The sequence below is a fragment of the Tritonibacter mobilis F1926 genome (assembly GCF_000376545.2).
Taxonomy (GTDB): Bacteria; Pseudomonadota; Alphaproteobacteria; order Rhodobacterales; family Rhodobacteraceae; genus Epibacterium; species Epibacterium mobile.
In genome coordinates this window covers 109096-133326 of sequence record NZ_CP015232.1, presented here as the reverse complement: position 1 = coordinate 133326, position 24231 = coordinate 109096, and the positions used below count along the sequence as shown (strand labels likewise).

Here is a 24231-nt window from a genome sequence, read left to right as displayed (position 1 = left end):
ACCTCGCCGTCAGGAGTGCGTGAGAGAGGCAGGGTGCAAAACTTCGGCCCCGCCCAGTTTCACTGCGCGCAGGCTGTGCTGCAGTTCCTCTTCGCTGCTGGGAACATCGAGGATCAGCGCGGTGTATCCCAATGCGCGGTACCGCCCGACATAGGCGGCCACCTCGCCGTAGCTGCCCACCAGATAGGGGCAGAAGGTTTTGTAATTGCGCAGCGGAAACAACCAGTACGCGCCATCACGGGCCTCGTGCAGATCCTCGGCTTTTTGCGAGATTTCCTGATGCCAGATGCTATCGGTGGCGCCGCGCGCCATTTTATGCGCGAGTTGACCGCGCCGATCCTCGGGAAAGCGGCTGCGTGCCTCGCGCCACGCCTCATCGGCGGTTTCGCGGGCAATCACGCCGAACCTCAGGCCAATCTGTCCCGCGCCGGGCAGGGGCGCCAGTGGTTCCAGATCCTGCGGTGGTTTTGTGTAGCTGAGGCGCGTGGCTTCCAGTGTTGCCGCCGCCGCCGCGCAGGCATCCGATGCCCCCGACAAAAACAGATCCGGCATCAGTTCCGGCGGCAGGGCGGGCGACAGACGCAGGTTGGCCACCTGATAATAAGTGCCGCTGAATGTGACCGTCTCTCCGCGCAGCAGGGCCTGCATGATCTGGGTGTATTCCACCAGCCGATCATATCTTGCGTCATGCTCTGTGGCGTCGCCCAGTTGCTCTAGGTCTTTCACAAAGCCCCCGGCCACCATGTTGAGCGCCATTTTACGACCGTAAAGAAAGGCGAGGGAGGACACCTTTCGCGCGGCGGCCAGGGGAGACATATAAAGCGGCTGCACCGCCACCAGCGGTTTGAAACGCTGCGTGCGCTCCATCACCGCTTGTGCGACGGTCCACGGATCCATCAGGCTGTTGTCGGTATAGATCAGCATGCCCTCGACGCCGGCCGCCTCGTTCCACTGCGCGAGGGTGCCGACGGCCTCCAGATAGGTTCCGGGGGCAAATTGGACGGAAGGCGGGGCGGTGGTGAGCAGCTTCATCTTGGTGTTCCTTTTGAGTGAGGAGGGGCAGGGGCCGCGCTAGACCGGTTCCGTGCAAAGCGCGTCGAGCTTTTCTGGCGCATCCAGCAGGTGCAGAACCCGATCGATCTGACCGCGCAATTCCGGACGCAGAACCGAGGCTGAGAACGCCAGTCTCAGACGCTCGGCAAAGTGGTCGCAGTCCGCATCCTCCTGCTGGCGCATCTGTGCGTAGGCACGGTCCACCGCGCCACCGATCTTCCACGCCCAATCTGCGGGGCGATGGGCCGCCGTCAGGTAGGATGTCTGCTGCACTGCAGGCGCGGTGTGATCTGAGAGTGCTTGTTGCAATGCCACGGCCTGCAAGGCGGCGACGCTCATCCCTTGGCCATAAAGCGGGTTGAAGGTGGCGATGGTGTCACCAATGGGAAAATACCCAAGCGGCAGGGCCGAGGCCTTGCGGTCAAAGCGGCGAAAGCGCACGGATTTGATCGCAAACCCACGCAGCTGCGACAGCATGCGGGCGGATGCGAGACTGTCGGCAAGCTCCGGCCCGGCAATGGCAAGCGCACGCTGGCGAAACCCATCTTCGTCGCGGGGCATCGAGGCCCCAAAGCGCCCGATCAGCGTCACCACCCAGCGATCGCCTTCGATGGGGGCCATCACCAGCCCTTGCGTGGCGGGGGCTTGCGCGGGACGCAGCCACGCGCTTGGCGGGTTGGCACGGGTATGTGCAGGTCTGGCGAAAAAGGCGCTGGTGTAGCGGATATCGGGGTGGCGGGTCATCTCTGGCGGGAGTTCTAGACCGGCGGCTTCAAACCACTTGAGACTGTCTCCTGCACGACCGGAGGCATCGACCACGATGTCCGCGTCCAACTGGCGGCGCTGCCCGTCGCTATCATCAAGGCTCACACCGGTAAGGCGCGGCGCGCGGGTTCCCGCCCCTGCGGCAAGCATCAGGCCACGCACCCGCGCCGTTTGCACCAGTAGATGCGGCAGCGCCAGCACCCGGCACCTTAGAACATGTTCAAGCAGTGGTCGGCTCTGGCTGAGCACCACCGGGCCTGTGTCCTCGGGCGCGCACCATTCATGACCGTCGTGGCTGCGCCATTGGGAGCGCACCCGCAGCGGCAGGCTGCCAGCGCTTTGCAGGGCCGCGCCCAGCCCGGGCATCAACTGTTCCAACGACTGCCGCCCACTGTCGAGCAGCGCATGCACATGCGGGGCCTGCGGCGTGTGGCGTCGGATCATTGGCTCGGTGGGCATTGGCTCCTGCTCGATCAGGGTGATCGATGCCACATGCGGCGCAATTGCGCTGCAGGCCGCAAGCCCTGCGACACCACCCCCGATCACCACCGCGCGCAGGCCGCCTTTGGGCGTTGAGCGCGGTGGCTGGGCAGAGGATTGTGGCGAGACCATTGCGTTATGCTCGCCCGGTCATCGCGGCACGCAGCGGCACCCGAGTGGCACGCAGGGCGGGAAGGCCGCCGCCAATCGCACCAATCCCGAGGGCCAGCACCACCGCGCTCAGCGCTTGGGGCCATGACAATGCCAGTTGGAAGGCCAGCTGCGCATTGGCGCCGCTTTTGGTCGAGGCGCTCCAGCCGTCCAGACCGATCCATGCCAGCGCCACGCCAATGGCGCAGCCAATCAAGGTAAGCGCCAGCGCCTCCACCAAAGTGGCAACAAACGCAGCACTGCGGCTAAAGCCAAGGGCGCGCACAGTGGCGATCTCGACCATGCGATCCGACACCGAACTATACATGGTGGTCATCGCCCCCACGGCAGCGCCAATCGCCATGACGATTGCAAGCGGCCAGCCAAGGAACAGGATGATCCGGCTGATGTCGCTGGCCTGCGCGGCGTAAAACGCCTGTTCGGTCTGCGCCAGAAGGCCGAGGTCAAGATCCTCGACATAGGCGCTGAACTGCGCGAAGGCGGCCGGATCTTGCAAACGCACCCTGAGGGATTGGATTTGATTGGGGCGATTGAACTGCGCCTGCACCAGACCGGCATCCGCCAGAAGTTCGCTTTCAAAGACGCTGCCACCGGCGGTGAAATGGCCAACAACCTTCCACTGCGAACGCCCAAAGGAGATGGTGTCGCCAAGGTTCAGATCGTTGTATTTCGCCGCCAGACGCGCGCCGACCACAATCTCATCCGTGCCGGGTGTCATCATTCGCCCGGCGCTGATGGCCAGTTTCGGACGCAGGGCGAGGCCGGTGGCCGTCACACCGCGCAACGACAGGGTTTCGTTCTTGCCACTGTCCTGCGCGACTGCATCCACCGGCACCACCAGCTCGCGCGAAATGAGCGGCGCGCCCTCGGCGGTTCTGGCAATGCCCGGTGCTTCCTCGATGAGGTGGGCTTGTTGTGTGCCAATGCGGCTCAGGGCTTCGCTGAAGGCCCCCCGGCTCAGCACCATCGCCACATCGGCAGATCCGGTCGAAGAGAGGGTTTTGCGAAAGCCATTGGCCATGGCGAGAAACCCAAGCAGCACCAGCACGACCAATGTGACAGACAGCACCATCGAGAGCGAAATCCACGCCCGACGCGGCAAGCTGCGCAGGTTTGCGCCCGAAAGTGCGAGGGATTGACGGATAAAACCGAACATTGGGATCACCTGTGTTTGAGAGCTGCCGCAATGGGCAGGCGAAGAGCGTTGATCGACGGCAGCGCACCGCAGGCAAGGGCAAAACCCACCGCCAGTGCCACCGCCGTGGCGATCACGCGCGGGGTCAGATAAAGGCCGGGCACAACGCTTTGCAGGGCGTCCGCCAGCACCGGGATCACCGCGGCTGTCAGGCTCAGACCGAGGCATAGCCCCAGCGCAAAGAGCACCAGTGTCTCTGCCAGAACGATGCGCATGATGCGCCCGCCGGAAAAGCCCAGAACCTTGAGCACGCCGATTTCCAGTGTGCGTTCGCGGATCGCAAAGATCATCGTATTGGCGACGATCATCAGGATGGTGGCAAAAGCGACGCCCACAATCAGCCGCACCAAGAGCGCGATATTGGCGAATTGCTCCAGAAAGGCGGACATGAAGGCGGTTTCAGACTGGGTGCGGGTCTGCGCGCCCGAATTGGCATATAGCGCGTCGATTTCGCGGGCCAGGGCCTCGGTATCGGTGCCGGGTTTGGGCTGGATGCCAAACAGATCCACCCGGTTCTTATTTCTCATCACGGCGGCGTGGAAGTAATCCGCCCGTGCGAGCAGGAAACTGGTGTCCGTGGTCACCTCGGCCCCGTCAAAGATGCCTGCAATGGTAAAGCGCCAGTTGCGATCCCCCCCCTCGCGGGCATGCATGAAACTTGTCAGCGTCACGGTGTCGCCGGTGCTCCACCCCATGCGAGCCGCCAATGTACGCCCCACCAGAATGGCAGTGCGATCCGTATCCGCGGCACGTAGCATCTCGGGGTCAAAGGCGTACGCATCCGCATAGACTCGCGCGTAGCTTTCGAGGTCGACCGCATTGGCGCCCACGATATTGCGTTCATTGCCCACAAAGGCGCGCAGGCGGGTGATATGTGTGACATCGGACACCCCGTTCAGGGCTTCGATCTCAGGGAGGTAGGACAGAGGCAGGGTCTCATTGCCGCCCACCTTGGAGGCCACCACCAGACGGGAGGTCTGTGAGCTTGCCCCTTCAAACCCCTGCCGGAAACTGGACAACACGCCAAAGATAAAGAACGCGACACCAATACAGAGGATCAACAGGATACTGCGCAACAGCTTGCGCGTCAGGTTCTGTCGGATCAGCAAAGAGGGGCTCAGGCGCATTGCGCGATCTCCTCAGAGACAAACCGACCCTTGTCGAGAATGACCGTACGCTTGGCGACGCGGGTGGAGCTTTCGTCATGGGTGACCATGATGATGGTCTTGCCGAGTTTGGTGTTCAAAAGCTGCAACAGCTCCAGAATTTCATCGGCGGATTTGCGATCCAGATCACCGGTGGGCTCGTCGCAGAGCAGGATGCGCGGATCGCTCGCGATGGCGCGGGCAATGCCGACGCGCTGCTGCTGACCGCCCGACAGAAGCGAGGGCAAATGGTCGTGGCGATCTGCAAGCCCCACAATGTCGAGGATGGTATGCACCCGCTCGCGCCGCTCAGACGCGCTGAGATCGGTGAGCAACAAGGGCAGTTCCACGTTCTGCGCCGCGCTCAGCATTGGCATGAGGTTGTAGAACTGAAACACAAAGCCGATCACTTCGGAGCGCCAGCGCGTCAGGGCGCGGGTGCTCATCTTGTCGAGCATGGTGCCCCCGATGCTAACATGACCGCCATCGACGGTATCAATGCCGCCGATCAGGTTCAAAATGGTCGACTTCCCCGACCCCGACGGCCCCATAATGGCGAGGAAATCACCATCCGGAATGGTCATGGTCAGATCTTCAAAGATCGGAATGCGGGATTTGCCGAGCGGGTAGCTTTTGTAAACGCTGGTCAGCTCGATATCGTATGAAACAGGGGTCATGGGTTATTCGCTCCCGTTGAGGCGGAGTTGGGCCAACGCCCGGTCCGTGAGGTTGATGAAAGTTGCTTTGGCAGACATGTTGGGACGCACGCCGATCAGATCCTCGTCATCCAGCCGCAGGCGGACACGGATGGTCGCCTTCTCGCGCGAGGCACGCGGGTCGATCACGGTGACTTGCGCCGAAAAACTGCGATCCGGAAAGGCATCGAGGCGCACATCGGCCATCTGATCGATCTGGATCTCGGCGATATTGCGTTCTGCGACATCCACATCGACATAGAGGTGGCTGACATCCATCAGCTCCATCAGACCTGCCTCATCGGCGCCGCCGTTGGTGCCAGAGGACACCATCATGCCCGGTGCTGCGGGCAAGTCGACAACCACCGCATCAAAGGGCGCGCGCAGAGTGTGTTTTTCCAGATCCCGCTCGGCGCGCTGCAAGGTCAGGCGGGCCGTTTCCACCTGGCTTTGGGCGATGGCAATGCTGTTGGTCAGCACCGCAAGATTGAGCCGGGCATCTTCCAGTTCGGACCGCCGTCCAACACCGCGTGCTTCCAGCGTTTCAAGGCGCTGCAGCGGGGCGGCGGCGGCGGCATGATCGGCGCGGGCACTGCGCAGTCGCGCTTGTGCGAGGCGAAAGGCCTCATGCGCCAGACCAACCGCCAGTTCTGCATCGCTCTGTTCCAGTCGCAGCACCGGGTCCCCGGCCTTCAGGCGCGCGCCAACCTCGACGTCGACCTGTTCGACCTGACCGCCGATATCCGACATCAGCACCACCGAGGTCGGAGCAACCACAAAGCCCGAGCCGATCACGCGCGGACCAGTGGCGGCGATGGGATTTGCAACCTCTGGGGTAGCGGGCGTAGTCTCTGCCAACACCGTTGTTTCAGCAGATGCGGCAGGTTGTGTTGTCACTCGCGATCCATCTGCCGGGCGCTCTTGGCTGGCAAACACGCCGCTCGCGGTGTCCCAAAGGCGGGTGGCTTTGGTGATTGCGGGGGCCGCAAATGAGGGCGCGCGTTCAGGAAATGCCAAGGTCAGCGCAACAACACCTGCCACCCCAAGCAGCAGCAGCCCCCCGACACGCCGCCAGATGCGACGGGGGGGTTTGGCTCTTGGCTGTTTGGGGACAGTGCTGAGCGCGGGCTCGCGATGGGCATGTGCCTTATCGCTGCCTCTGTCGATGGACAGGGAGCGCAACCGGGTTTCAAGATCTTCGGACACAGACATCTGGAACTCTCTCCTCGGGCGGGCATGTGCCTTATGCGGGTTTCAATGTGATCAGACGTGTGATTCACACCGCAACAGTGGGCTTGGTTTTGATCTTGGCGATTGCAGCGCCAGCGCGAGACCTAAATCACAAAGTAGGACGTCCGAATTGATGAAGACGTATAATTATCAAGGGTTTGTCGTGAAATTGAACGTGACTTTGCGCTGATATAGCCCCCGTCACGCATTATGTGTGCTCCGGGATCGGTGCGTTCAGTTGCGCAAGAAGTGCTTGAGAATCGACCTTGCCATTGACCGTGACCGGCAGCCGTTCCATCAGGCGAATGTCGCGTGGGATCATGGTCTGAGGCAGCCGCGCGGCCAGCGCTTGGGCGCAGCTTGTGGCCGTCAGATGCGCGCCGGATGCGGGTTGCACAAACAGCACGATATCGCGCAGCTGGCCATCTTCGCGCACCGGCAGGCAGGCTGCATTGTGAACCAGATCAAGACCATGCGCCGCGCGTTCGATCTCGTCCAGCTCAATGCGGTTTCCGTTCCATTTCACCTGTCGGTCGGCACGCCCCAGAAGAAACAGATGACCTGCCGCATCCACATAGCCTAGGTCGCCGGTCCGGTAACATTGCGCCCCATCCCGCATCGAGAACGCGCGGTTGGCGGGATGATCTGCGGGGATGTAACCGCTGACAATCTGCGGCCCGCTCAATTCAACCTCACCGGGAGTGCCGCGCGGTACATCATGGCCGTCGTTGTCGATGATCCGCATGACATTCTGTGCAAGCGCCGGACCAAGTGGCAGCACCTCGTGGTGTTCCAGGTCGCCTTCGGTAAGGCAATGCACATGGCTCATGCAGGTGCCCTCCGAGGGGCCATAGGCATGGCGTACTTCGGCCTTTGGAAAACGGCGGCGCAGCTCTTTGATCAGGCTGGGCTGCACGGCCTCGCCGCCAACAAAGAAACAGCGCAATTCCGGCAGGGTCTCGGCGCTAAAGGTTGGGTCGGTGCACATCAACTGCAACAGCGAGGGCGTCGAGAACCACGAACGCACCGCCACCCGATCGCGCTGACCGCTCAGCGCATCCATGTTCTTGCGCGGCATGATGTTGTAGCGGTGGTTCAGCATCACCACCGGCCGCCCAAGCGCGAGCACCGGCCACAGATCGAGCATCCCCATATCAAAGGCAAGGCTGGCATGGTTGACATGACCGCTCTGCCATGCGGCAAGGGTTTGGCCCGCCATCGCCTGCAACATCTCTCCATACCACGCGAAAAAGGCGCTAAAATTGTCGCGCCGGATGGGCACGCCTTTGGGATCGCCCGTGCTGCCAGAGGTGAAAATCACATAAAGAAGCGTCTTGGGGTCCACATCGCGCACCGCATCCTGTGCCAAGCTCTGCGCCGTACCTGCTGGGATCGGATGGGAGTGAACCGCCGCGTCGACGTCGGGCGCGTGCCCTGCATGCAGCAGCAGTTGCGCACCGCTCACCCGCAGCATCCGCGCAATCCGATCCGGTGGGTTTGACCGATCCGCAAACACAAATCCGCGTCCGGCGAACATACACGCCAACATGGCGGCAACCACGTCGGGTTCCTTATGGCCATGTACCATCACCAGATCCGAAGAGGGATGCGCCCGCAGCCATGTCAGAACCGTCTGCACCTGCGCGCCCAACGCGCCAAAGGAGGTGACGTGGCCATCACTGACCAGCGCGGGCCGATCCGGGTGCTGCCAGATGTGGGTTGCGATATCGCGCAGGAAACGCTCTGTCATGGGATCCTCCCTGTTGAGGCTGAGGCCGCCGGAAGCGGCGATAAGCACAGGCAAAACCGGGTCTGCCTGTGCGCATGGCGCATCAGAGCGCGAGGGTCGCGGCTTCTGTGTTGGCCGTGCGGTAGTGAAAGGACACCGGCACGGCCCCGCGCGGCGCGAGGGTGGAGCGCAGGATCGGGCGCAGATTGCCGCGCTTGCAGTCCGGCGCCAGTTCGATCCGGTATTCCGCCACCACCGCACGCACCGCGACTGACAACTGATGTTGCAGGAATTGCGTGCGATTGCGCACCCGTGGTCCAATCCCAAAGGGCAGATAGCTGCTGCGGTCCTCTGGCGGTGTGAGAAAGCGCTGTCCGTCAAACCGGTTGGGGGCCTCCCAATAGCGCGCATCGCGATGCACCAGCCACGGCGCAAAAAGGATCGTGGTGCGCGGTTCTACCCGGTAGCCTTGCACCTCCATTTCCTTGCTGGTGATGCGGTAGATAAAGGGCAGTTCCGGATAAAGCCGCTGTGCCTCTTGAATCACCGAGTAGCACAGGGGCGTCTCAGGATCGGGCGCGTTGTAAAGATCGGCGCAGCCTGCAACTTCTTGCGCCATCTCAGCTACAAGATCCGGGTTTTGCGCCAAATGGCTGAGGGTCCAAAACAGCCCCAGCCCGTCTATATTGAGCTTCTCCAACAGCAGGCGTCCCAGCGTTGGGCGCAGGAAATCGACCCGCTCGGCCTCGGTCAGTGTTGCGGGCAGACAGCGGTTCATCGAGGCCAGGACATTGGGTGCATCGGCGCTGTTCTGGGCCAGCCCGGCGCGCACCGCCCGATCCAGAAACCCTCGCGCCGCCTGAAATTCCGCCAGCGCTTCGGGCGTCGCGGTGGCCTCGGCGTCCAGCGTGCTCATGGCGAAATAGAACTGCTCGATCTGCATCAGCCCTTCGACCATCTCCGGGTCGGGCAGGGCCTGACCAAATAGCGCCGGGCACAGCGCCCGCACCGCCCAAAGCGAGCAGATCGGGCGCAAATCCACCGGGGCCTCGGCGTTGAGGGCAAGGTCGCGCACCAAGGCTTGCGTGGCATCGATCAGGCTCTGATGTGCCCAGCCGTCCCACTGCGCGTTGACTTCAGCCAGCCCGCTGCGGCTGGCATCCCAGATGGCGGCATTCTCGGGCCGCTCTAGCGCGTCTCCGATCAGGATACGAGTGGTGCCTGCATTGCTGGCGATATCGCCCAACTCGGTCTGGAACTGGCCCTGATGGTTCTTCCAATACCGGATGCTGTCAGTGCCCGCCATCAACAGCATCTGCCGCGTGTCGCTGGCGCGGATCATCACCACATCGCCATGTTTTCGCATTGCGGTTTCGGCCACTTTGAGCAGACCAAGGTTTTGGTGAAATTCGGAACTTGCATCAAATACAGGGATCTGCGGGTCGGTCATGAGACGTCCTCTCAGCTAAGCGTTTCAGTGCCGGAATGGCTGTGGACATGGCGGTGGTTTGCGGTTTTTGCCGCCTCTGCCAGCCATGCCCGGTCGATTTTGGAATTTCGGTTCAGCCCGCTCTCAAAACCTGCGTACCAAAAGCGGGGCACCAGATAGGGGGGCAGGTCGCGGGCCATTTGTTCCGCCAGCGCCTGCAATGCAGTCGCGGTGTGCTGACCAAACACATAGGCGTTGAGCGCCCGCGGCTCGCCCCGCAGCACATAAGGCTCTACCACCGCGTCCTCGATACCGGGCTGGCGGCGGATGTGGGCCTCGATGTCATCAAGGTCGATGCGCACGCCCTGCACCTTGATTTCGCGGTCGATCCGCCCCTCAAAATACCAAAGCCCCTCGGGCGTGCAGCGGCCCCTGTCACCCGTGCGATAGCACTTGGGACGCGGAAAGGCGGCGGCCTGTTTTTCAGGCAGGTTCAGATAGCCAAGCCCGACCGAAGCGCCCTGAATTTCGATCTCGCCGCGTCCGGGGTCGGGCGTGGCCACAAGCGTTGTGCCGCTGCGGGCATAGCCAATCGGCAGATCCTGTGGCGCATCAAGATGGGCGCGGGTGATCTCCAGCGAGGTGACTGCAACCGTGCATTCCGTAGGCCCGTAGGTGTTGATCACCCGACAGTTGGGAAACCGTTCAAACAGCGCCTCGACCACTTGCTTGCTCAGCGCCTCGCCGCAGAACAGAAACGTCCGAAGCGCAGGCAGCCGCTCGCCGTTAAAGCGGCGGTTGCGCAGCATCAGCCGCGTGATCGACGGCGTCGAAACCCAAAGCCCAACGCCATCCGCCTGCAAGCGCTCAATATAAGCGGTGGAATTGGCAAAATCTGCGTGATTGAGCGCGGTAATCGGGCAGCATCGCTGCCATGCGCTCCAGAGTTCAAACAAGGATACATCAAAGCAGTGGCGGATATTGCCGCTGACTGCTGCAAAGGGCGCATCCTCCAGAAGTGCTTGCTGCCACAGGATAAAATCGGCCAGATTACCATAACTCACCTGAATGCCCTTTGGCTGACCAAGTGTGCCCGAGGAAAACATGATATAAGCCACATCCTCTGACGTAACCGGTGGCGCTGTGATGGCCTCTGCGGCAGGCCTCAGGGATGGGTCCACACCCCATATCGGCAGTTCTGAGTCCTGCAGCGCCCCCGATACATGGGTGAAGTCCGCAGGATCGCCCTCGGCCACCAGCACCGCGCAGGCATCACACCCCTGCACGATTTGGCGCAGCCGCTCGGGAGGGGTGTCGCGCTCCGTGGGCACCAAGGGGCGTCCGGCCAGCAGACAGGCCCAATAGGCAATCATGTAGCGCGGGTCTTTATGCCCCCAGATCAGCACGGGCCGGGGGGTAGGTCCGCTGGGCAGGGTCAACAGCCGTTCAGCCAGCGCCAGCGCGCCGTGATAGAGCGTATCAAAGGTCAGCCTCGCGGTTGCAGTGCGATAGGCATCCCCCGAATTGCCACGAAATCCGCGATGGATTTCGCGCAATAGCGCCTGCGGATCTCGCTGCCCTGATGTCATGCCGGGACGTCCTCTTTCATAAAAGAGGCGATCAGGGCCGAGAGGCTCTGGACGGTGGAAAACTGCTCCGGGCGCAGCTCGGAGGGGTCGATTTCCAGCGCAGGCAGACGCTCTTCGAGCGCCATGAACAGCTCCAGCAGCAGGCCGCTGTCCAGACCAAGGTCGTCCTCGATACGGGTGTCGGGGGTGATGGAGCTGCCGTCGTCCATGTCGAGAAGCTCGACGATGGCGTCAATGATCTGAGTGTCGATATGCGAGGTCATAACTCTGTCCTTTCGGGTTTGATAAGCGACGGGCGGCGTTATTCGGCTGCTGTCAGGTCTTTGCTGCGAGGGGCTTTGGCTGCGGGGCGGGGGGCGGCGGCAATCGCCTGCAACGCGGTGCGGTCGAGCTTGCCATTCTGGGTGCGGGGCATCTGGTCATGGATCAGGATGCGCGCAGGCACCGCGTGACTGTCGAGGCGGCTTTTACACCACTGAATGAGGTCCTGATCGCTGCGGGTTGTGGTGCCGGTTTGGGTCAGCGTCACATGCGCGTGGCAGACCTGCCCATGCACCGGGTGCGATGCACCGAGCACGCAGACTTCCGCCACTTCGGGGTGTGCGATCAATGCGGCTTCGACCTCTGAGGGGGCCACTTTTTCGCCAGCGATTTTCAAAATGTCGTCGCTGCGCCCCACAAAATAGAGATACCCCGCATCGTCCAGACGGCAGGTATCACCGGTATAAAGCACCTGCTCTCCGGGGAAGGGGCCGGGGCGCAGGCGTTTGGCGGTGGCGTTCGGGTTGTTCCAATACCCTTTCATCACCGTGCTGCCCCGAATGACCAGCTCTCCGGTGGCGCTGTGGCGGTGCATCTCACCGGCGGCGTCTACCACCCACATCTCAGTGTTGGGGATGGCAAGCCCGACGCTGCTGCGCCGTTTGCTGAGCTGCTCTGGCGGCAGATAGGTGCAGCGGTGGCACTCGGTCAGACCATACATGGAAAACACGGTCGCCTGCGGCAGCGCAGCCTCAAGCTGGTCGATCAGCTCCACATGCAGCGCCGCTGCCGTTGAGGACACCAGCCGCACCGCACTGAGATCGAACCGCTCGGCCCAGGGCGCAATCAGCGGCACCATCGTCGGCACCACCGGAAACACTGTCGCGCGGCTTTGGGCCAGATGTTTGAGACCAAAGAGCGGCTGCGCAAACCCCGGTTCTGCATAGACTTCCGCGCCACATAGCGCGGCCATGGTGATCTGATGCAGCCCGTAATCAAAGGTCATCGGCACTGCGCAAAAGATCCGGTCCCCTGCGCTATAGCCAAGATAGCTCGCCACGGATCGCGCCGCGCTGGTCATATTGAGATGCGACAGCATCACACCCTTAGGGGTGCCCGTGGACCCGGAGGTGTAAATCAATGTCGCCAGATCCTGATCTATCACCTGTGGGGCAGGCAGGGTTTCGACCACCTCCCCCGCCTGCGCCGCCGCAATGCAGGTGACGAGCGCGTCACTCAGCAGCGGCGTGGCCTGACCTGTTTCTGCCAATGCGGCGCGCAATGTATCTGCGCTATTGGGATCGCCGATCACCGCGGCCGGGGTGCAATCCTTCAGGACAAAGGCCAGCTTTGCCACCGGGGTGCCGGGGTTGATTGGGACTGCCACGGCGCCGCAGGCCACGATGCCCCAATAGGCAACCACAAAGCCCACCGAGTTTGGACAGGACAACAGCACCCGATCACCGGGGTTCACCCCACAGGCGCGCAATGTGCGTGCTATGCGCGCGGCGGCCATGAGCAGCGCATGGTAGCTCAGCGCATGATGTGCATCGCGCACGGCCGGTGCCTCGGGGCGCGTCTCTGCTGCCTTGGCGAGAAAATCGATCAGGAGAGAATGAGTTGCGAACATGGGTGATGCTCCTTCGCTGTCGGGGCAGGCTTACTCTGGGCGGTTGAGGAGGCGGTCGCGGTCTGGGTGATCATGCAGGCCCCGGCATAGCCACCCATCCCGATCGACAGGATCGCGCAGGACTGTCCTGCGCTCAGGGCGGGGCGCTCCTGTTCCAGCAGCAAAAACGGATCGCTGGTGTAGCAATGCCCGATGTCCGGCAAGAGCCCCAACCGCAGGCGGCTTTGCGGCAGGCCGGTCTCGCGGCAAAACATCTGCCACGCGAGCCGGTTCACATTATGCGGCAACAGCGCACAATCGCCCTGCCAGTCAAATCCAATTCGGGCCAGCGACTGACTGACGATCCCGCCATGCGCGGCAAAGAAATCCCCCATCTCTGTCGCGGTGCCAGCGCGACCGCGGGCAAAGCGCGGATGGGTACACATGGCCACTTCACCCACCTGCAGCCCGCCCGGCATCTGATCGAGGATCATCCCGCAGAAGGCATCCCCCATCAGGGTGCAACCGGGGACATAGCGATCTCCTAGCGGCAGGCCGATATGGCTGTCACCGCCCAGCACCGCGACCGCACGTGCGAGCCCTGCGTTCAGCAATGTGCGCGCCAGATCCAGCGCCCAGAACAGCCCACCACAGTTGTACTGGTCGACCTCGTAGCGGCGCGTGATCTCGGCCAGCATCGGTTGATTGGCGCATAGCACCTGCACCGGAGACTGCCCCGCCGCATATTGTAACGGTTGGCCATGCACATAGATCAGCGCATCCGGGCGCGGCCCGGTGTGGCTTGCGGTCAGTTTTTGCAGCACCTGATCGAACTGCTGTGAGAGCGTCTCTCCTTCGGGCACCGCTGCCACATGATCGAGCCCGAACATACGTTCAAAGACCCGCGCCTCTGCGGGGCTGCCACCGGCGGCACGGATGATGTCCTCCGCACTTAGCCGCGCGGCGGGGATATGGCTGACGAGGCTGGCCAGTCGCATCATGCGCTCCCGTCGTCTTGGGCCAAGCCAACAACGCAGACTTCGCGGTCCTGACGTGTCAGCAACAGGCAGTTGCCCGGCTCTGGCAGCGACATCAGGCTGCGCAACGGGGCGGCGCACATCTGGCTGGGCTGGGTCGCGCACCACCCGGCAAATCCTTCGCCAAGCCCTTCCAGCTCGTTATCTGCAATCAAAACCGTGGCTTCGGGCTTCAGGCCGAGGTCGCGACAGGTGGCATCCATCACCGCAGGCAGATCACCGCTTTCGACGTTGATGTGGCGACGATACCCGCAGTAGCGCAGCCCCGGCCCGGTGCCGGCTTCCAGCACCATCAGGCTGGCAGAGTTTTCCGGCTGCAGCGCCGCGACCGTATCGGACTGATAAAGCAGGTGCTTTTGATCCATGGTCATCACCAGCGCCCGCCGCCCTTGCCGCCGCAGGTAACGCGCTGCGCAATCCATGGCGAACAACGGTGCGGACAGGCCGCGATCCGAGATGGCAAACCCAAACCCATCGGCAATCCCCAACCGATGCAGCGCAAAATTTGTGACAGAGGTGCCCAGATGCAGATCCGGCATCCAATGGGCCAACAACACGAGATCTATATCGTCCAGCGCATCGTTTTGCTGCAACTGCTCCAGCAGTGCTCCCGCCATCGCCGCAAAGGACGCTCGATCCGGGGCGGCCAGCCAATTGGCGACATTGCTTTGCCGGGCGCTGTCATACTCCTGACCGTTGGAGCGAAAGAAGCGCGTGTTGAAATCTTCCCAATAGGCGTGCTGGTCGGCGGCGTCCTCAACCGGCTCTTCCAGCCCACCAAAACTGCCACCGACGAGGTTTTTAGGATCGAGCCGCAGGGTCATGACGCCACCCCCGCCACATAGGCGCGATAGGCGTTCAGCACGTGAATGTTGGACGTGCCTTCCATATATTCAAACCCCTTGGCGTCGCGCATCTTGCGGCGCAACAACGGGTCGGTCAGCATCACCGCCGGGGCATCGCGCGGGATACGGGCCACAAGCGCGTCGCTAAAGGCCACAGCCTGATATTTGATCTCGCTGATACGGTGCCCTTTGGCCTGACCGCGCATACCGTCGGCACAGACATCTGCCAGCGCCGCAATCAGGGCGGCGTGGCTGCGGAACTCGCTGGCAAAGGCGTTTGCCTGCCCATGCCGGGCCAGCCGCTCCAACATGCCGCGCGCATTACCAAGCGCCAAGGCTGCGACCACCGGACGATAGCGTTCAAACACCCCGTTGATCGCCATGAACCCATCGCGCAGCGAGGGCCGCTCTGATTGTGCCGCGACAAGATCTTCCTGCGCCACGGGCACATCCCGCATATCGATACGGCACAGATCCGCCCCCGACATCCCCGTGGTGGGCAGGCGGGTAATCGTCAGATGCGCGCGCACCCGATCCGGCTCTATCAGCACCAGCGCACGGCGCCCGCTGTCCTCGAATTTAGCAAAGACAATCCCGATCTGAGCGCGCGCGACATTGCCAATCAGCATCTTGCTGCCGCTCAGCACATAGCCCCTGTCAGTCAGGCGCAGCACCGCGCTGCCCGCCGAGGCATCCGATCCCACTTCCGGTTCGGTCACCGCAAAGAATGTGCCCTGTGGCCCGCTGCGATATGCGCCAAAGAAGCGTTCTTTTTGCGCGGGCGAGCCCACCGCATCCAGCGCGCCGCCCGCAAGCGACGGCCCCTGAAGCGCCAGGATAGATCCCGCGTCAAATCGCGCCAGTCGCTCCACCAGCGCCACGTGCAGATCATGGGGGCAGTGCTCCAGACCAAGGCCACTTTCTGCAAGCGGGAAGCCATTGTACTCCGCCGGGACGCCAATCATCGTCAGGGCCCGCACCATCGGGTCGGCCCAGAGGTCGCGCCAGGCGTCGGGATCTTGGGCCAATTTGCCGCCCGTGGTTTCAAACAGGGGCCGCACCGCTTCCAGTCGCTCCAGTGCAGGATGATCGAAGGGGGCGGGCAGGGCTGCCTCGGTCACCGCCGGGCGCATGGAGATCTGGCGCGGCATCTGCTCGTCAAGAAAGGCCTGCACCTGCGCGCGTTCGCGCACCACCGTTGCGGTGCCTTCGTCGATCATGATTTCAGCAGGCGCGCCAAATCCCAGAAAATTCACCGGTGAAGCCGTCGCGCCGTAAGCGCCGGATTGGTGAATACAGATCAGATCCCCCGGCGCAGGCGTGGCAAGGGAGACGTCCTTGGCGATCACATCCATGGGCGTACACAGCGGGCCGGTGACGCTCCATGGTGACGCCTCAGCCGGAGAGGATTGGCGCGCGGGATGTGGCACCAGCGACACCGGGAAATTGCGGCGCATGAATCCCTGTCCCGCCGCCGCGCTATGCAGGTTTGAGCCGCCATCACAGACCGCGAAATTCTCGCCCTTGCTGGCTTTGACCTGTCGCACCGAGGTGACAAACCGCCCGGCCTCGGCCACCATGTAGCGGCCCAGTTCAATGGCGATGGCAGTTTCTGGGTGGGTCTCGCAGAACCCCCGCAGCAGCGGTCGCATCGCCTCGCCAAGGGCGGCGAGATCCAGCGGGGTTTCATCCTCATAATAAGGCACACCGTATCCGCCACCGATGTCGATAAACGCCATTGGTTCCGGCAGGGTCTGCGCCACCCGCGCGGCCAGTTCCAGAATGCCACGGGTGTTTTCCACGATGGTTTCATGGGCCAGAATGCGGGTGCCCATATAGACATGCAGCCCCGCCAGCCGCAGATGATCAAGCGCTGCAACACGCGCCAGCGCGCTCTCCATGGCGGTTTCATCGATGCCGAACTGGGTCGGCCGTCCGCTCATATTGAGGCGTGCACCGCTCACCTTGAAATTTGGATTGATCCGGAGCGCAATCGGCTGACAACGGCCAGTTTTGGCGGCAATCCGGTCGATCTGGTCAAGCTCCGCAAGGGATTCCACCACGATCGCCTTGATCCCCAGTGAAACCGCGCGCTCCAGATCCGCTTCGGCTTTGCCGGGGCCGACCATCAGGATACGCTCCGCCGGAGCGCCCGCCGCCACAGCGGTTTCCAACTCCAGCCGAGAGCTGACCTCGGCACCCGCACCCTGCGCCACCAAGAGCCCGACAAGGCTGAGATTGGGGTTGGCCTTGAGCGAATAAAAGAACCCGGCGTCCGGCAGGCTGCGGGTCAGCGCGCGATACCGCGCCCGCACCAAGGCGGCGTCATAAACATAAAACGGCGTGCCAACGCGCTCGGCCAGCCCATGGAGCTGTGCTGCCTCCTGCGGCATGATCTCAAACTCAGCCATCATCACACCGCAACATCTTGGGGTTTGCGTCCGAGGATGAACCCAGACAAGGAGGCGATACTGTCGAACACCCCGGTGCCCCCTTCGAAACTCTCCATGAAATCAAAGCTTTCCATGCCGGTTCGATCTGAAAGCGCGACGATAAACTGAACCAGCTCGATCGAGTTCAGCAGCCCGCCGGTGCCAAACAGCGCATCACCCGAGCGCGCCCGGTCGATCCGCTGCGGTCCAAGGCCGATGTCACTCAGGCTGGCAAAAATGGTGTCTGTCATATCGGTCATCCGGAAACTCCATTTGTCGGAAAGGGGAGGGGCAGCGGCACATCCGTTACCCGCAAGAGCGCACAGGATGCGGTCGCACCGAGTCCAATGCTGAACAACAGCACCTCGTCGCCGGGCTGCAGCACTCCGTCCTGCGCCCCGCGCCAAAGGTTGAGAAAAGGATCAACGCCAAAACAGTGGCCATAACAGCCGATGGTCGACAGGCGCAGTTGCGCCTTATCGAGCCCCGCGTCCTCGGCCACCTGATACCAAGAGGGCGCATTGACGTTATGAGGCATGATCCAGCGCAGGCTCTGCGCGGTGCGGTCAAAATGCGCCAGCGCATCGCGCAGGGTGCTGCTGGCGAGGTGCAGATAGGCACTGTCGAACCCTTCGAGGTAATTCTCGCCGCGCAGGCCGGTGTTCTTCCAAAACTGCGGTGCGTGGCGCACGAACGTATCGACGACTTCGAACGGGCCGGGGGCATGTCCAACCAGCACGGCCGCCGCCGCTTCGCCCATGATGGTGGTGTTTTCGATCACCCGGATGGCGGGGTGGAAGGCTTTCTCGCCAATTAGGATCAGCCCCAGATCACCGGGATCGAGCAAGTGATCCAGCAGGCCCAACATGCTCAGACCGGTGGCGCAATGGTTCATGGTGGCGCTGAACACCTCCACACCTTCGGATGCAAAACCCGCAAGACACGCAGGGCTTTGCGCCACCGCGCTACTTTGCCCAAACACATGGGTGGTCAGCAGTGTATGACAGTGGACCGCGTGGCTCAGAGCGGCGCGGTGATGGGGGTTGCGCGCCATCAGCCCGTCGGTGGCACGCGACAAGAGCGCATCCAGCGGCTCGTTATGATCACAGTGAAAGGTCTCAAAGCCGAAAAAGCGATCGAACATGCGGATCTGGTTGCGGCTTAGCGACAGATCCTCGGCCAGATCGACCAGTTTCTCTTGTCGCGCGGGGAATACCACGGAGAGGTCAATAAGGTTCAGCATGGCTGCCCTCCCGTAATCGGCTCCAGCGGTCTTTGTGACCTCCGGGGAGCAGGGCGAACGGTGGGACGGGCGGCGCGCGGCAAGACAAACCCCGCCACCGCGTCAAACAGGCGTGGATCTTCAAGGATCGTATGGTGGTTGCAGCCATCCAGCAGCGTTGACGCCGCCGCCGGGACGACCGCGCGGATCGCATCGGCCTCGCTTGCCCGCACCTGCCAGTCGCGACGAGCGTGGATCACCTGCATCCGCGCGCCCATATGGGCATAAAGCTCCGGTCCGACCTTGGCAGGCGCGCGTCCATCGCGTTGTTCGACATAAGACAAAAGCGCCGTGTTCAGGGCTTTGGGTGCGCCGATGCGAAACAGATAGGCGCGCAGGAGCGTTTCGAGCGAGAAAGGCGCGCAGATTGTCACCAGCCGCGCCCGTCCCAGACCTGCCTCCAGCGCCAGCGCCGCGATCAGGCCACCGGCGGAATGTCCGATCACGGTTGTGATGTTCTCGCTGCGATATTGCGCGGACAGGATGCGGGCCTTGGCACCAAAGCTCATGGGGCGAGCGGGGTTGCGCCCTTCGCCGGGCAGATCCGGCAGGATCACCCGCGCGCCCCGTGCCGCCAGATCCAAGGCCAGCGGCAGCATCATATCGCTGCGCGCGTTCCAGCCGTGCAACAGCAGCACCCGTGGCCCATCCACGGGACCAAAGCGCTGCTCTGCAAGGCCGCCTGTCTCGTAGGTGCTGCGCATCTGCGGCGCGGCTCCGGGCACCATGCGCTCAAAGCGATGCAGCGCCAGCCATGCGCCCCAGCGCGGATTGAGCGCCGTGAGGCCGCTCAACTCGTGCCGCCGCATGCGCCCCCGAATGGCGCGAAAGGCAAACAATGGCCCCGCCGGGGTGGGGCGCCCCGTTGCCCGGCGCAACAGCGCCCAGGCACAGAGGCCGGGATAGGCCAGCTCAAACAGCATCGGCGCGCCCCAGTTTGCGCAGAAGCAGCAGGAACTGCACCGCAAAGAGGCCAAAGCTCAGGGCGGCGGCGGCAACCAGGATGTCAAGGATCAGGCCCATTTCGGCCCCCTGCATCATCGCCCAAACCACCCCCGCACAGGTGCCCGCCTCAATGAGGAAGGTAATCACCAGCACCTGAATCCCACGGCCAAGCTGCTCTAGGATCACCTGCAGCATGGCGGAGCCCGAGACCAGAAAGAAGGTAACGAGCAATGCCGCAAACATCTCGTCGGTGGCCTGACGCAGCGCTTCGGCCTGCGCGGGCACCAAGAGATCCAGCGCGCCGCCCCACTGGGGCAACAAAGCCGTCACCGCCGCGTAAAGGCTGAGCATAAACGGCACGCCGATCACCAGATAGCGCAGCCGCTGCGCGGTCTGTCCTTCCTCGGCCAATTGGTTGACGAGGATCGCAATGGCCGAGCCGATGGCGATGGCCGGGATCATAAAGGCGATGCGATAGCGCAGCACCACAAAGAAGGCAGAGGCGCTGTCCTCACCGATTTTGGCAAGGATCGGAAACACCACCGAGGCGCTGACAAAACCCACCACGATCGAGCTGAACACCGGGATGCCAACCCCGATCTGCAATTGGCGCATGCGGATACGAAAGGGCTCTTCCGGGCTGTCATCGCCGCTGCGCACTTCGCGGTGCAACAGCCAGGCAATGACCGGCAGCATCAGCACCGGCCCCACAAGGTTGCCGACCAGAACCGCCTCAAACCCCCAGCCGTAGCCCGACACCAGCACGTAGGTGGCGCTCAGATCGAGGGCAACCAGCCCCATGAAGGGCAAAAGACCCAGCAGCACTTTGCCCTGTCCGCGCATCGCGCCGTAAAAGATGTCAAAGACCACAAAGGGCACCAGCGACAGCATGAACAGTGGGAAATGATCCAGGATCACGCGCAGTTCCGCGTTCTGGACCGTCAGCATCTGCGCGGCCGCGTAGCCAAGTGCGGCGACCACTGCAAACAGCAGCACGCCATTGCGACACAGGCGATACACCGCACGCTGGGTGCCCCGGCGGGGCCAGTTGTGGCGTGAACGGGCACTGAACACCTGCGCGGTGATCGCCAGACCTTCCATGATGGCCAGCGCAAGGATGAAGCTCGGTTGCAGCAGCGACAGCGTGGCCAGCGCGCCAGTGTCCGGCACCCGCGCCAGCAGGGCCACTTTGCCCAAATTCAGCGTCGAGGTCGCCGCTGCACCCACCGCAAACGGCAGGGCAAGCAGCAGAATGCGCGACAGCGTATGCCAGACCGACGGTCTGGGCGCGTCAAGAAGCGCGTCGGCGGTGGTATTGGCAGTTTGCATCATAGGCTCCTGATCGGCGTGGCGGCAAAAGTGCCGGACATGGGCGCGTGGCGCGCCGCAAAGGCGCTGGCACGGTCTCGGGTGGCCAGCAGCGCAAACCGCAGCGGGCGGCTGCGCTCCGGGCGCATGCTCAGGCGTTCCGTGGGGTCGCGCAGCACCAGCGACAGGCTGCTGTTGGCTGTCAGGGCACGCGCCAGCACCATGGCGTCGCGCAAAGACCGGCGGCATTCGACCCGCAGCGCATGCACAGCGCCATGGTGATCGAGCGTTTGCAGCAGATGTTGCAGCACCGGACTGCGGGTGTCGGGCTGATGCCCGCAATGCAGATAGACCAGCAGGGGCGTGTCGGTCTCGGCGCAGAGCCGCTGCCAGTCCTCGCGCAAGCGCTGCGCATGAAGGTCCGGACCAGGTCCCGCCCCTTGAAACAAATGCGCCACCGCCCCGGTCGGCCCCGTGGCCGCGCTGTGCAGGCGGTGCCAGGCCTCCAGCCGCGCGGGGCGGCAGGGGTCAGCCGGGGCGGCGTCCGCGGCGTCGCAGGAAAACAGCAGCGGGCGGGCGCTGGGGCGATCCGGCAGCGATCCCGCCGCAAGCAGCTGTACCTCAGAGTGGTGGGAGCGACTCATCATCGGATCACACTCCGGTGCCCTGCTGGCTGGCCAATGTCGCGCGGATCAGCACCGACAGATATTCCAGCCCATGCACTGCCGCGTCTCGCAGCCCGTGCCCGCCCATCAGTTTGGCGCAATGCAGCAGATGGGTGTCGATTGCGTTATGCAGCCGCCCCGGCGAGTCGACGATGCCTTCGCTGCCCACAACGGCCAATTCCCGGCGCAACTGACTGAGGAACGCGCTGGTGTCCGAGAACCGCGACTTTACCAACTGGTGATGCAAGGTCTTCTGACCGAGGCTTTCACGATCCTGCAGATGCAGAAATGCCAGATCCATGGTCCGCGCCAGCAAGCCCGCCCGCAGCGCCACGACCAACGTATGCACCTGTGGCGGTATCGCCTGCGGCGCGCGCGGCTCCAGCTGCGACAGCACCAGATCAAAACAGGCGATGCCCGGCTCCTGTTCGGTGTCGCGGATCACGACCTCAACCGGCGTATTCGACAGCGCCACCAGCGGCGCGCCCGAGCGATGCACCGCATGACAGGCACCGGCCAAAAAGCCATCCCGTCCGGTGGCCAGCAGACAGGTCGCCTGCAATGCCTGCGCGGGATGCGCCTTGCGCGCGGTTTCAAACACCTGCTCCACAGGTGATCCGGCGACCCGATCAAGCATGCGCCTGCTCCGCGCGGGCAAGGCTTGCCTCCACATGCTGGACCAGATTTTCCATGGTGTTGAACCCGGCCTGACCGATGGTTTCAGGATCAAACCGCAGCCCCGGCAGCTTGTCTTCTAGCCCCAGCAGGAACTGCACAAACATATAGCTGTCGAGGTCGAAATCCCGGTCGAACCGCATCTCGGGGCGCAGATCTGTAACGGGGCGTTCCAGAACCTCAGTGAGAACCTCGGCGATGGCTGTGGAAATGGTGGTGTTCATAAAAGGCTTCCTTGTATTTCAGCAAAGGGTTGGATCACAGGATCAGACGGTTTCGGGGACGGTGGATCGCTCCAGCAGGCAGGTTGCAAAGGTCACGCCAGTGCCCGCCGCCAGCAGCAGCACCTGCTGCGCGGGCCGGCGCGATTGCACAAAGGCGTCGAGGTTGAGAAAGGGGTCCGAACAATAGGCGTGACCGATCTGCGTCACATCGCCCGCATGATGTTGCTCTTCCCAGCCGAACTCCCGGATCAAGGCATCGGTCAGCGGGCGGTTCAGGTTATGCGGAACAAACACCAACTCCGGGTCGAGAGCCGCAGCATGTTGTTCAAGGAAACCGGCGATAAAACGGGTGAGTTCCGGCGCATAGACCTCTTGCAGGGCGCTGCGGTCCTGCGCGTCCATCGCTTCGGGATTGATATGAAACCGGGGCAGGTGCCGCACGTCGGTTGCACGAACCCGCCATGATCCCGGCCCACCGTTCAGCACCGCCGCCACTGGCACTTCTGCCAGCAGCCCCACGGTCAGGCGGGCCACCGAGGGGTGAAAGGCTTTCTCGCCGGTCAGCACAATCACCGGCGCGGTGGTGCCGCAGGACTGAATGAAATGCAGACAAACCAGCGCCGAGGCGCAGCTTGTCATTGACAGCGCATGCACTTCCCAATGCGCCAAACCCGCAGCATCGGCCAAGCGCCGCAGCCAGTTCTGATCGCTCTGCGTGTTGTGGGTCTGGGTCTTGCAATAGACCAAGACCCCCGGTGTCTGTCCCTGATCTGGCAGGCTGGCGACGGCCTTTTGCAGCACCGACCCAAGCATATGAGTCTGGTCACTATTTTGACGCAGCACCGATTGTAATCCGAAAAACCGATCATACATCTTGGCCGAGGCGGCGGTCAGCCCGTGGCTGCCACCCAGCTCTGCGACGGGGACTTTTCGACCACTGTCGTGGGACAGCGCGATGTGACACAGGCTTGTCATGGGGCCGTTCCTCTTTTCTGCCGCCAAAACGTCTGGCGACCTCAAAAGCGCTACAACGGCGTAAAATCCGGGGCGTCCAATTTCGCGAAATAGGACGCGCTAGATTGCGAATTAGGACATGTGCCGCACCGGCGAAATTCGGCCTAGATCACGATAAGATCCTGCGATTCATGGTAAATTTTCGATATATGCTTTTCAGGTAAATCCCTGATTTTGTTGCCATCAAAAGAAGCAACATTGACCCGCCAGTCAGAATCCCGCGCAATTTGGACCTTCTGCATTCTGGCTCAAACCTGATTTCTGAGGTCCCGAATCCCGTTTCTTGGCCCTCGTATGCCATCCTCAAACACCGTGAGCGCACTGTCTCTTTGGGGTTCTCTTTGGGGTTGGGTCAGGTGGACGATCAGCGGAGTTTTGAGCGATCAACAAACCGCCTGCAAGGTCAGGCAGGCTTAAATTTACGAGAGCGAATTTTGTGGCGACTGCTCGACA

General features: G+C 62.7%; 22 protein-coding genes. All 22 read right to left on the bottom strand.

What is annotated here, in order from left to right; all coding sequences use genetic code 11:
- Positions 1-9 precede the first annotated feature (9 nt).
- Entirely contained in the window at positions 10-1032 is a 1023-nt protein-coding gene (locus K529_RS22060; RefSeq protein ID WP_046002242.1) for an LLM class flavin-dependent oxidoreductase, read from the bottom strand.
- 39 nt (positions 1033-1071) lie between these two features.
- Entirely contained in the window at positions 1072-2430 is a 1359-nt protein-coding gene (locus K529_RS22055) for an FAD-dependent monooxygenase family protein (protein ID WP_052699527.1), read from the bottom strand.
- Positions 2431-2434: 4 nt separating this feature from the next.
- Positions 2435-3625, bottom strand: coding sequence for an ABC transporter permease (locus tag K529_RS22050; RefSeq protein WP_046002243.1), 1191 nt, complete (start codon positions 3623-3625; stop codon positions 2435-2437).
- 5 nt (positions 3626-3630) lie between these two features.
- Positions 3631-4791 (bottom strand): ABC transporter permease, encoded by a 1161-nt coding sequence (locus K529_RS22045; RefSeq protein ID WP_005642100.1) that lies wholly within the window; start codon positions 4789-4791, stop codon positions 3631-3633.
- Entirely contained in the window at positions 4782-5486 is a 705-nt protein-coding gene (locus K529_RS22040) for an ABC transporter ATP-binding protein (protein WP_005642103.1), read from the bottom strand. Before K529_RS22040 ends, K529_RS22045 begins: the two co-directional genes overlap by 10 nt.
- Positions 5487-5489: 3 nt before the next feature.
- Positions 5490-6716 carry an efflux RND transporter periplasmic adaptor subunit gene (locus K529_RS22035; protein ID WP_046002244.1) on the bottom strand — a complete coding sequence of 409 codons (1227 nt, stop codon included), beginning with the start codon at positions 6714-6716 and terminating at the stop codon, positions 5490-5492.
- A 226-nt stretch (positions 6717-6942) separates the two neighbouring features.
- Positions 6943-8484 carry an AMP-binding protein gene (locus K529_RS22030; RefSeq protein ID WP_046002245.1) on the bottom strand — a complete coding sequence of 514 codons (1542 nt, stop codon included), beginning with the start codon at positions 8482-8484 and terminating at the stop codon, positions 6943-6945.
- Positions 8485-8566: 82 nt separating this feature from the next.
- On the bottom strand, positions 8567-9913 hold the full coding sequence (locus K529_RS22025; protein WP_046002246.1) for a cytochrome P450: 1347 nt from the start codon (positions 9911-9913) through the stop codon (positions 8567-8569).
- 11 nt (positions 9914-9924) lie between these two features.
- The gene (locus tag K529_RS22020; RefSeq protein WP_005659345.1) at positions 9925-11481 is read right to left on the bottom strand and encodes an AMP-binding protein; all 1557 of its coding nucleotides are present in this window, start codon (positions 11479-11481) and stop codon (positions 9925-9927) included.
- Positions 11478-11744, bottom strand: a complete 267-nt coding sequence (locus K529_RS22015; RefSeq protein WP_005659347.1) for a phosphopantetheine-binding protein — start codon at positions 11742-11744, stop codon at positions 11478-11480. The genes K529_RS22020 and K529_RS22015 overlap by 4 nt, the downstream gene beginning before the upstream one ends.
- A gap of 38 nt (positions 11745-11782) precedes the next feature.
- Positions 11783-13372: a class I adenylate-forming enzyme family protein gene (locus tag K529_RS22010; protein WP_046002247.1), complete on the bottom strand. Its 1590-nt coding sequence runs from the start codon at positions 13370-13372 to the stop codon at positions 11783-11785.
- A complete protein-coding gene (locus K529_RS22005; protein ID WP_110590763.1) occupies positions 13348-14352 on the bottom strand; it encodes a beta-ketoacyl-[acyl-carrier-protein] synthase family protein in 1005 nt (334 codons plus the stop codon). Before K529_RS22005 ends, K529_RS22010 begins: the two co-directional genes overlap by 25 nt.
- Positions 14349-15212 (bottom strand): beta-ketoacyl-[acyl-carrier-protein] synthase family protein, encoded by an 864-nt coding sequence (locus tag K529_RS22000; RefSeq protein WP_005676189.1) that lies wholly within the window; start codon positions 15210-15212, stop codon positions 14349-14351. The genes K529_RS22005 and K529_RS22000 overlap by 4 nt, the downstream gene beginning before the upstream one ends.
- Entirely contained in the window at positions 15209-17647 is a 2439-nt protein-coding gene (locus tag K529_RS21995) for an acyl-CoA dehydrogenase family protein (RefSeq protein ID WP_046002249.1), read from the bottom strand. The genes K529_RS22000 and K529_RS21995 overlap by 4 nt, the downstream gene beginning before the upstream one ends.
- Positions 17647-17925 (bottom strand): hypothetical protein, encoded by a 279-nt coding sequence (locus tag K529_RS21990; RefSeq protein WP_005640363.1) that lies wholly within the window; start codon positions 17923-17925, stop codon positions 17647-17649. Before K529_RS21990 ends, K529_RS21995 begins: the two co-directional genes overlap by 1 nt.
- Complete coding sequence (locus K529_RS21985) at positions 17922-18908, bottom strand: 3-oxoacyl-[acyl-carrier-protein] synthase III C-terminal domain-containing protein (RefSeq protein ID WP_005640360.1); 987 nt, start codon at positions 18906-18908, stop codon at positions 17922-17924. Before K529_RS21985 ends, K529_RS21990 begins: the two co-directional genes overlap by 4 nt.
- The gene (locus K529_RS21980) at positions 18902-19870 is read right to left on the bottom strand and encodes an alpha/beta fold hydrolase (protein ID WP_046002250.1); all 969 of its coding nucleotides are present in this window, start codon (positions 19868-19870) and stop codon (positions 18902-18904) included. The genes K529_RS21985 and K529_RS21980 overlap by 7 nt, the downstream gene beginning before the upstream one ends.
- A complete protein-coding gene (locus K529_RS21975; RefSeq protein WP_046002251.1) occupies positions 19860-21221 on the bottom strand; it encodes an MATE family efflux transporter in 1362 nt (453 codons plus the stop codon). The genes K529_RS21980 and K529_RS21975 overlap by 11 nt, the downstream gene beginning before the upstream one ends.
- Complete coding sequence (locus tag K529_RS21970) at positions 21221-21847, bottom strand: hypothetical protein (RefSeq protein WP_046002252.1); 627 nt, start codon at positions 21845-21847, stop codon at positions 21221-21223. Before K529_RS21970 ends, K529_RS21975 begins: the two co-directional genes overlap by 1 nt.
- Positions 21848-21851: 4 nt before the next feature.
- Positions 21852-22502, bottom strand: a complete 651-nt coding sequence (locus tag K529_RS21965; protein WP_046002253.1) for a hypothetical protein — start codon at positions 22500-22502, stop codon at positions 21852-21854.
- Positions 22495-22764 (bottom strand): acyl carrier protein, encoded by a 270-nt coding sequence (locus K529_RS21960; protein ID WP_005643333.1) that lies wholly within the window; start codon positions 22762-22764, stop codon positions 22495-22497. Before K529_RS21960 ends, K529_RS21965 begins: the two co-directional genes overlap by 8 nt.
- Positions 22765-22806: 42 nt before the next feature.
- Positions 22807-23739: a 3-oxoacyl-[acyl-carrier-protein] synthase III C-terminal domain-containing protein gene (locus tag K529_RS21955; RefSeq protein ID WP_005643330.1), complete on the bottom strand. Its 933-nt coding sequence runs from the start codon at positions 23737-23739 to the stop codon at positions 22807-22809.
- Positions 23740-24231: the final 492 nt, after the last annotated feature.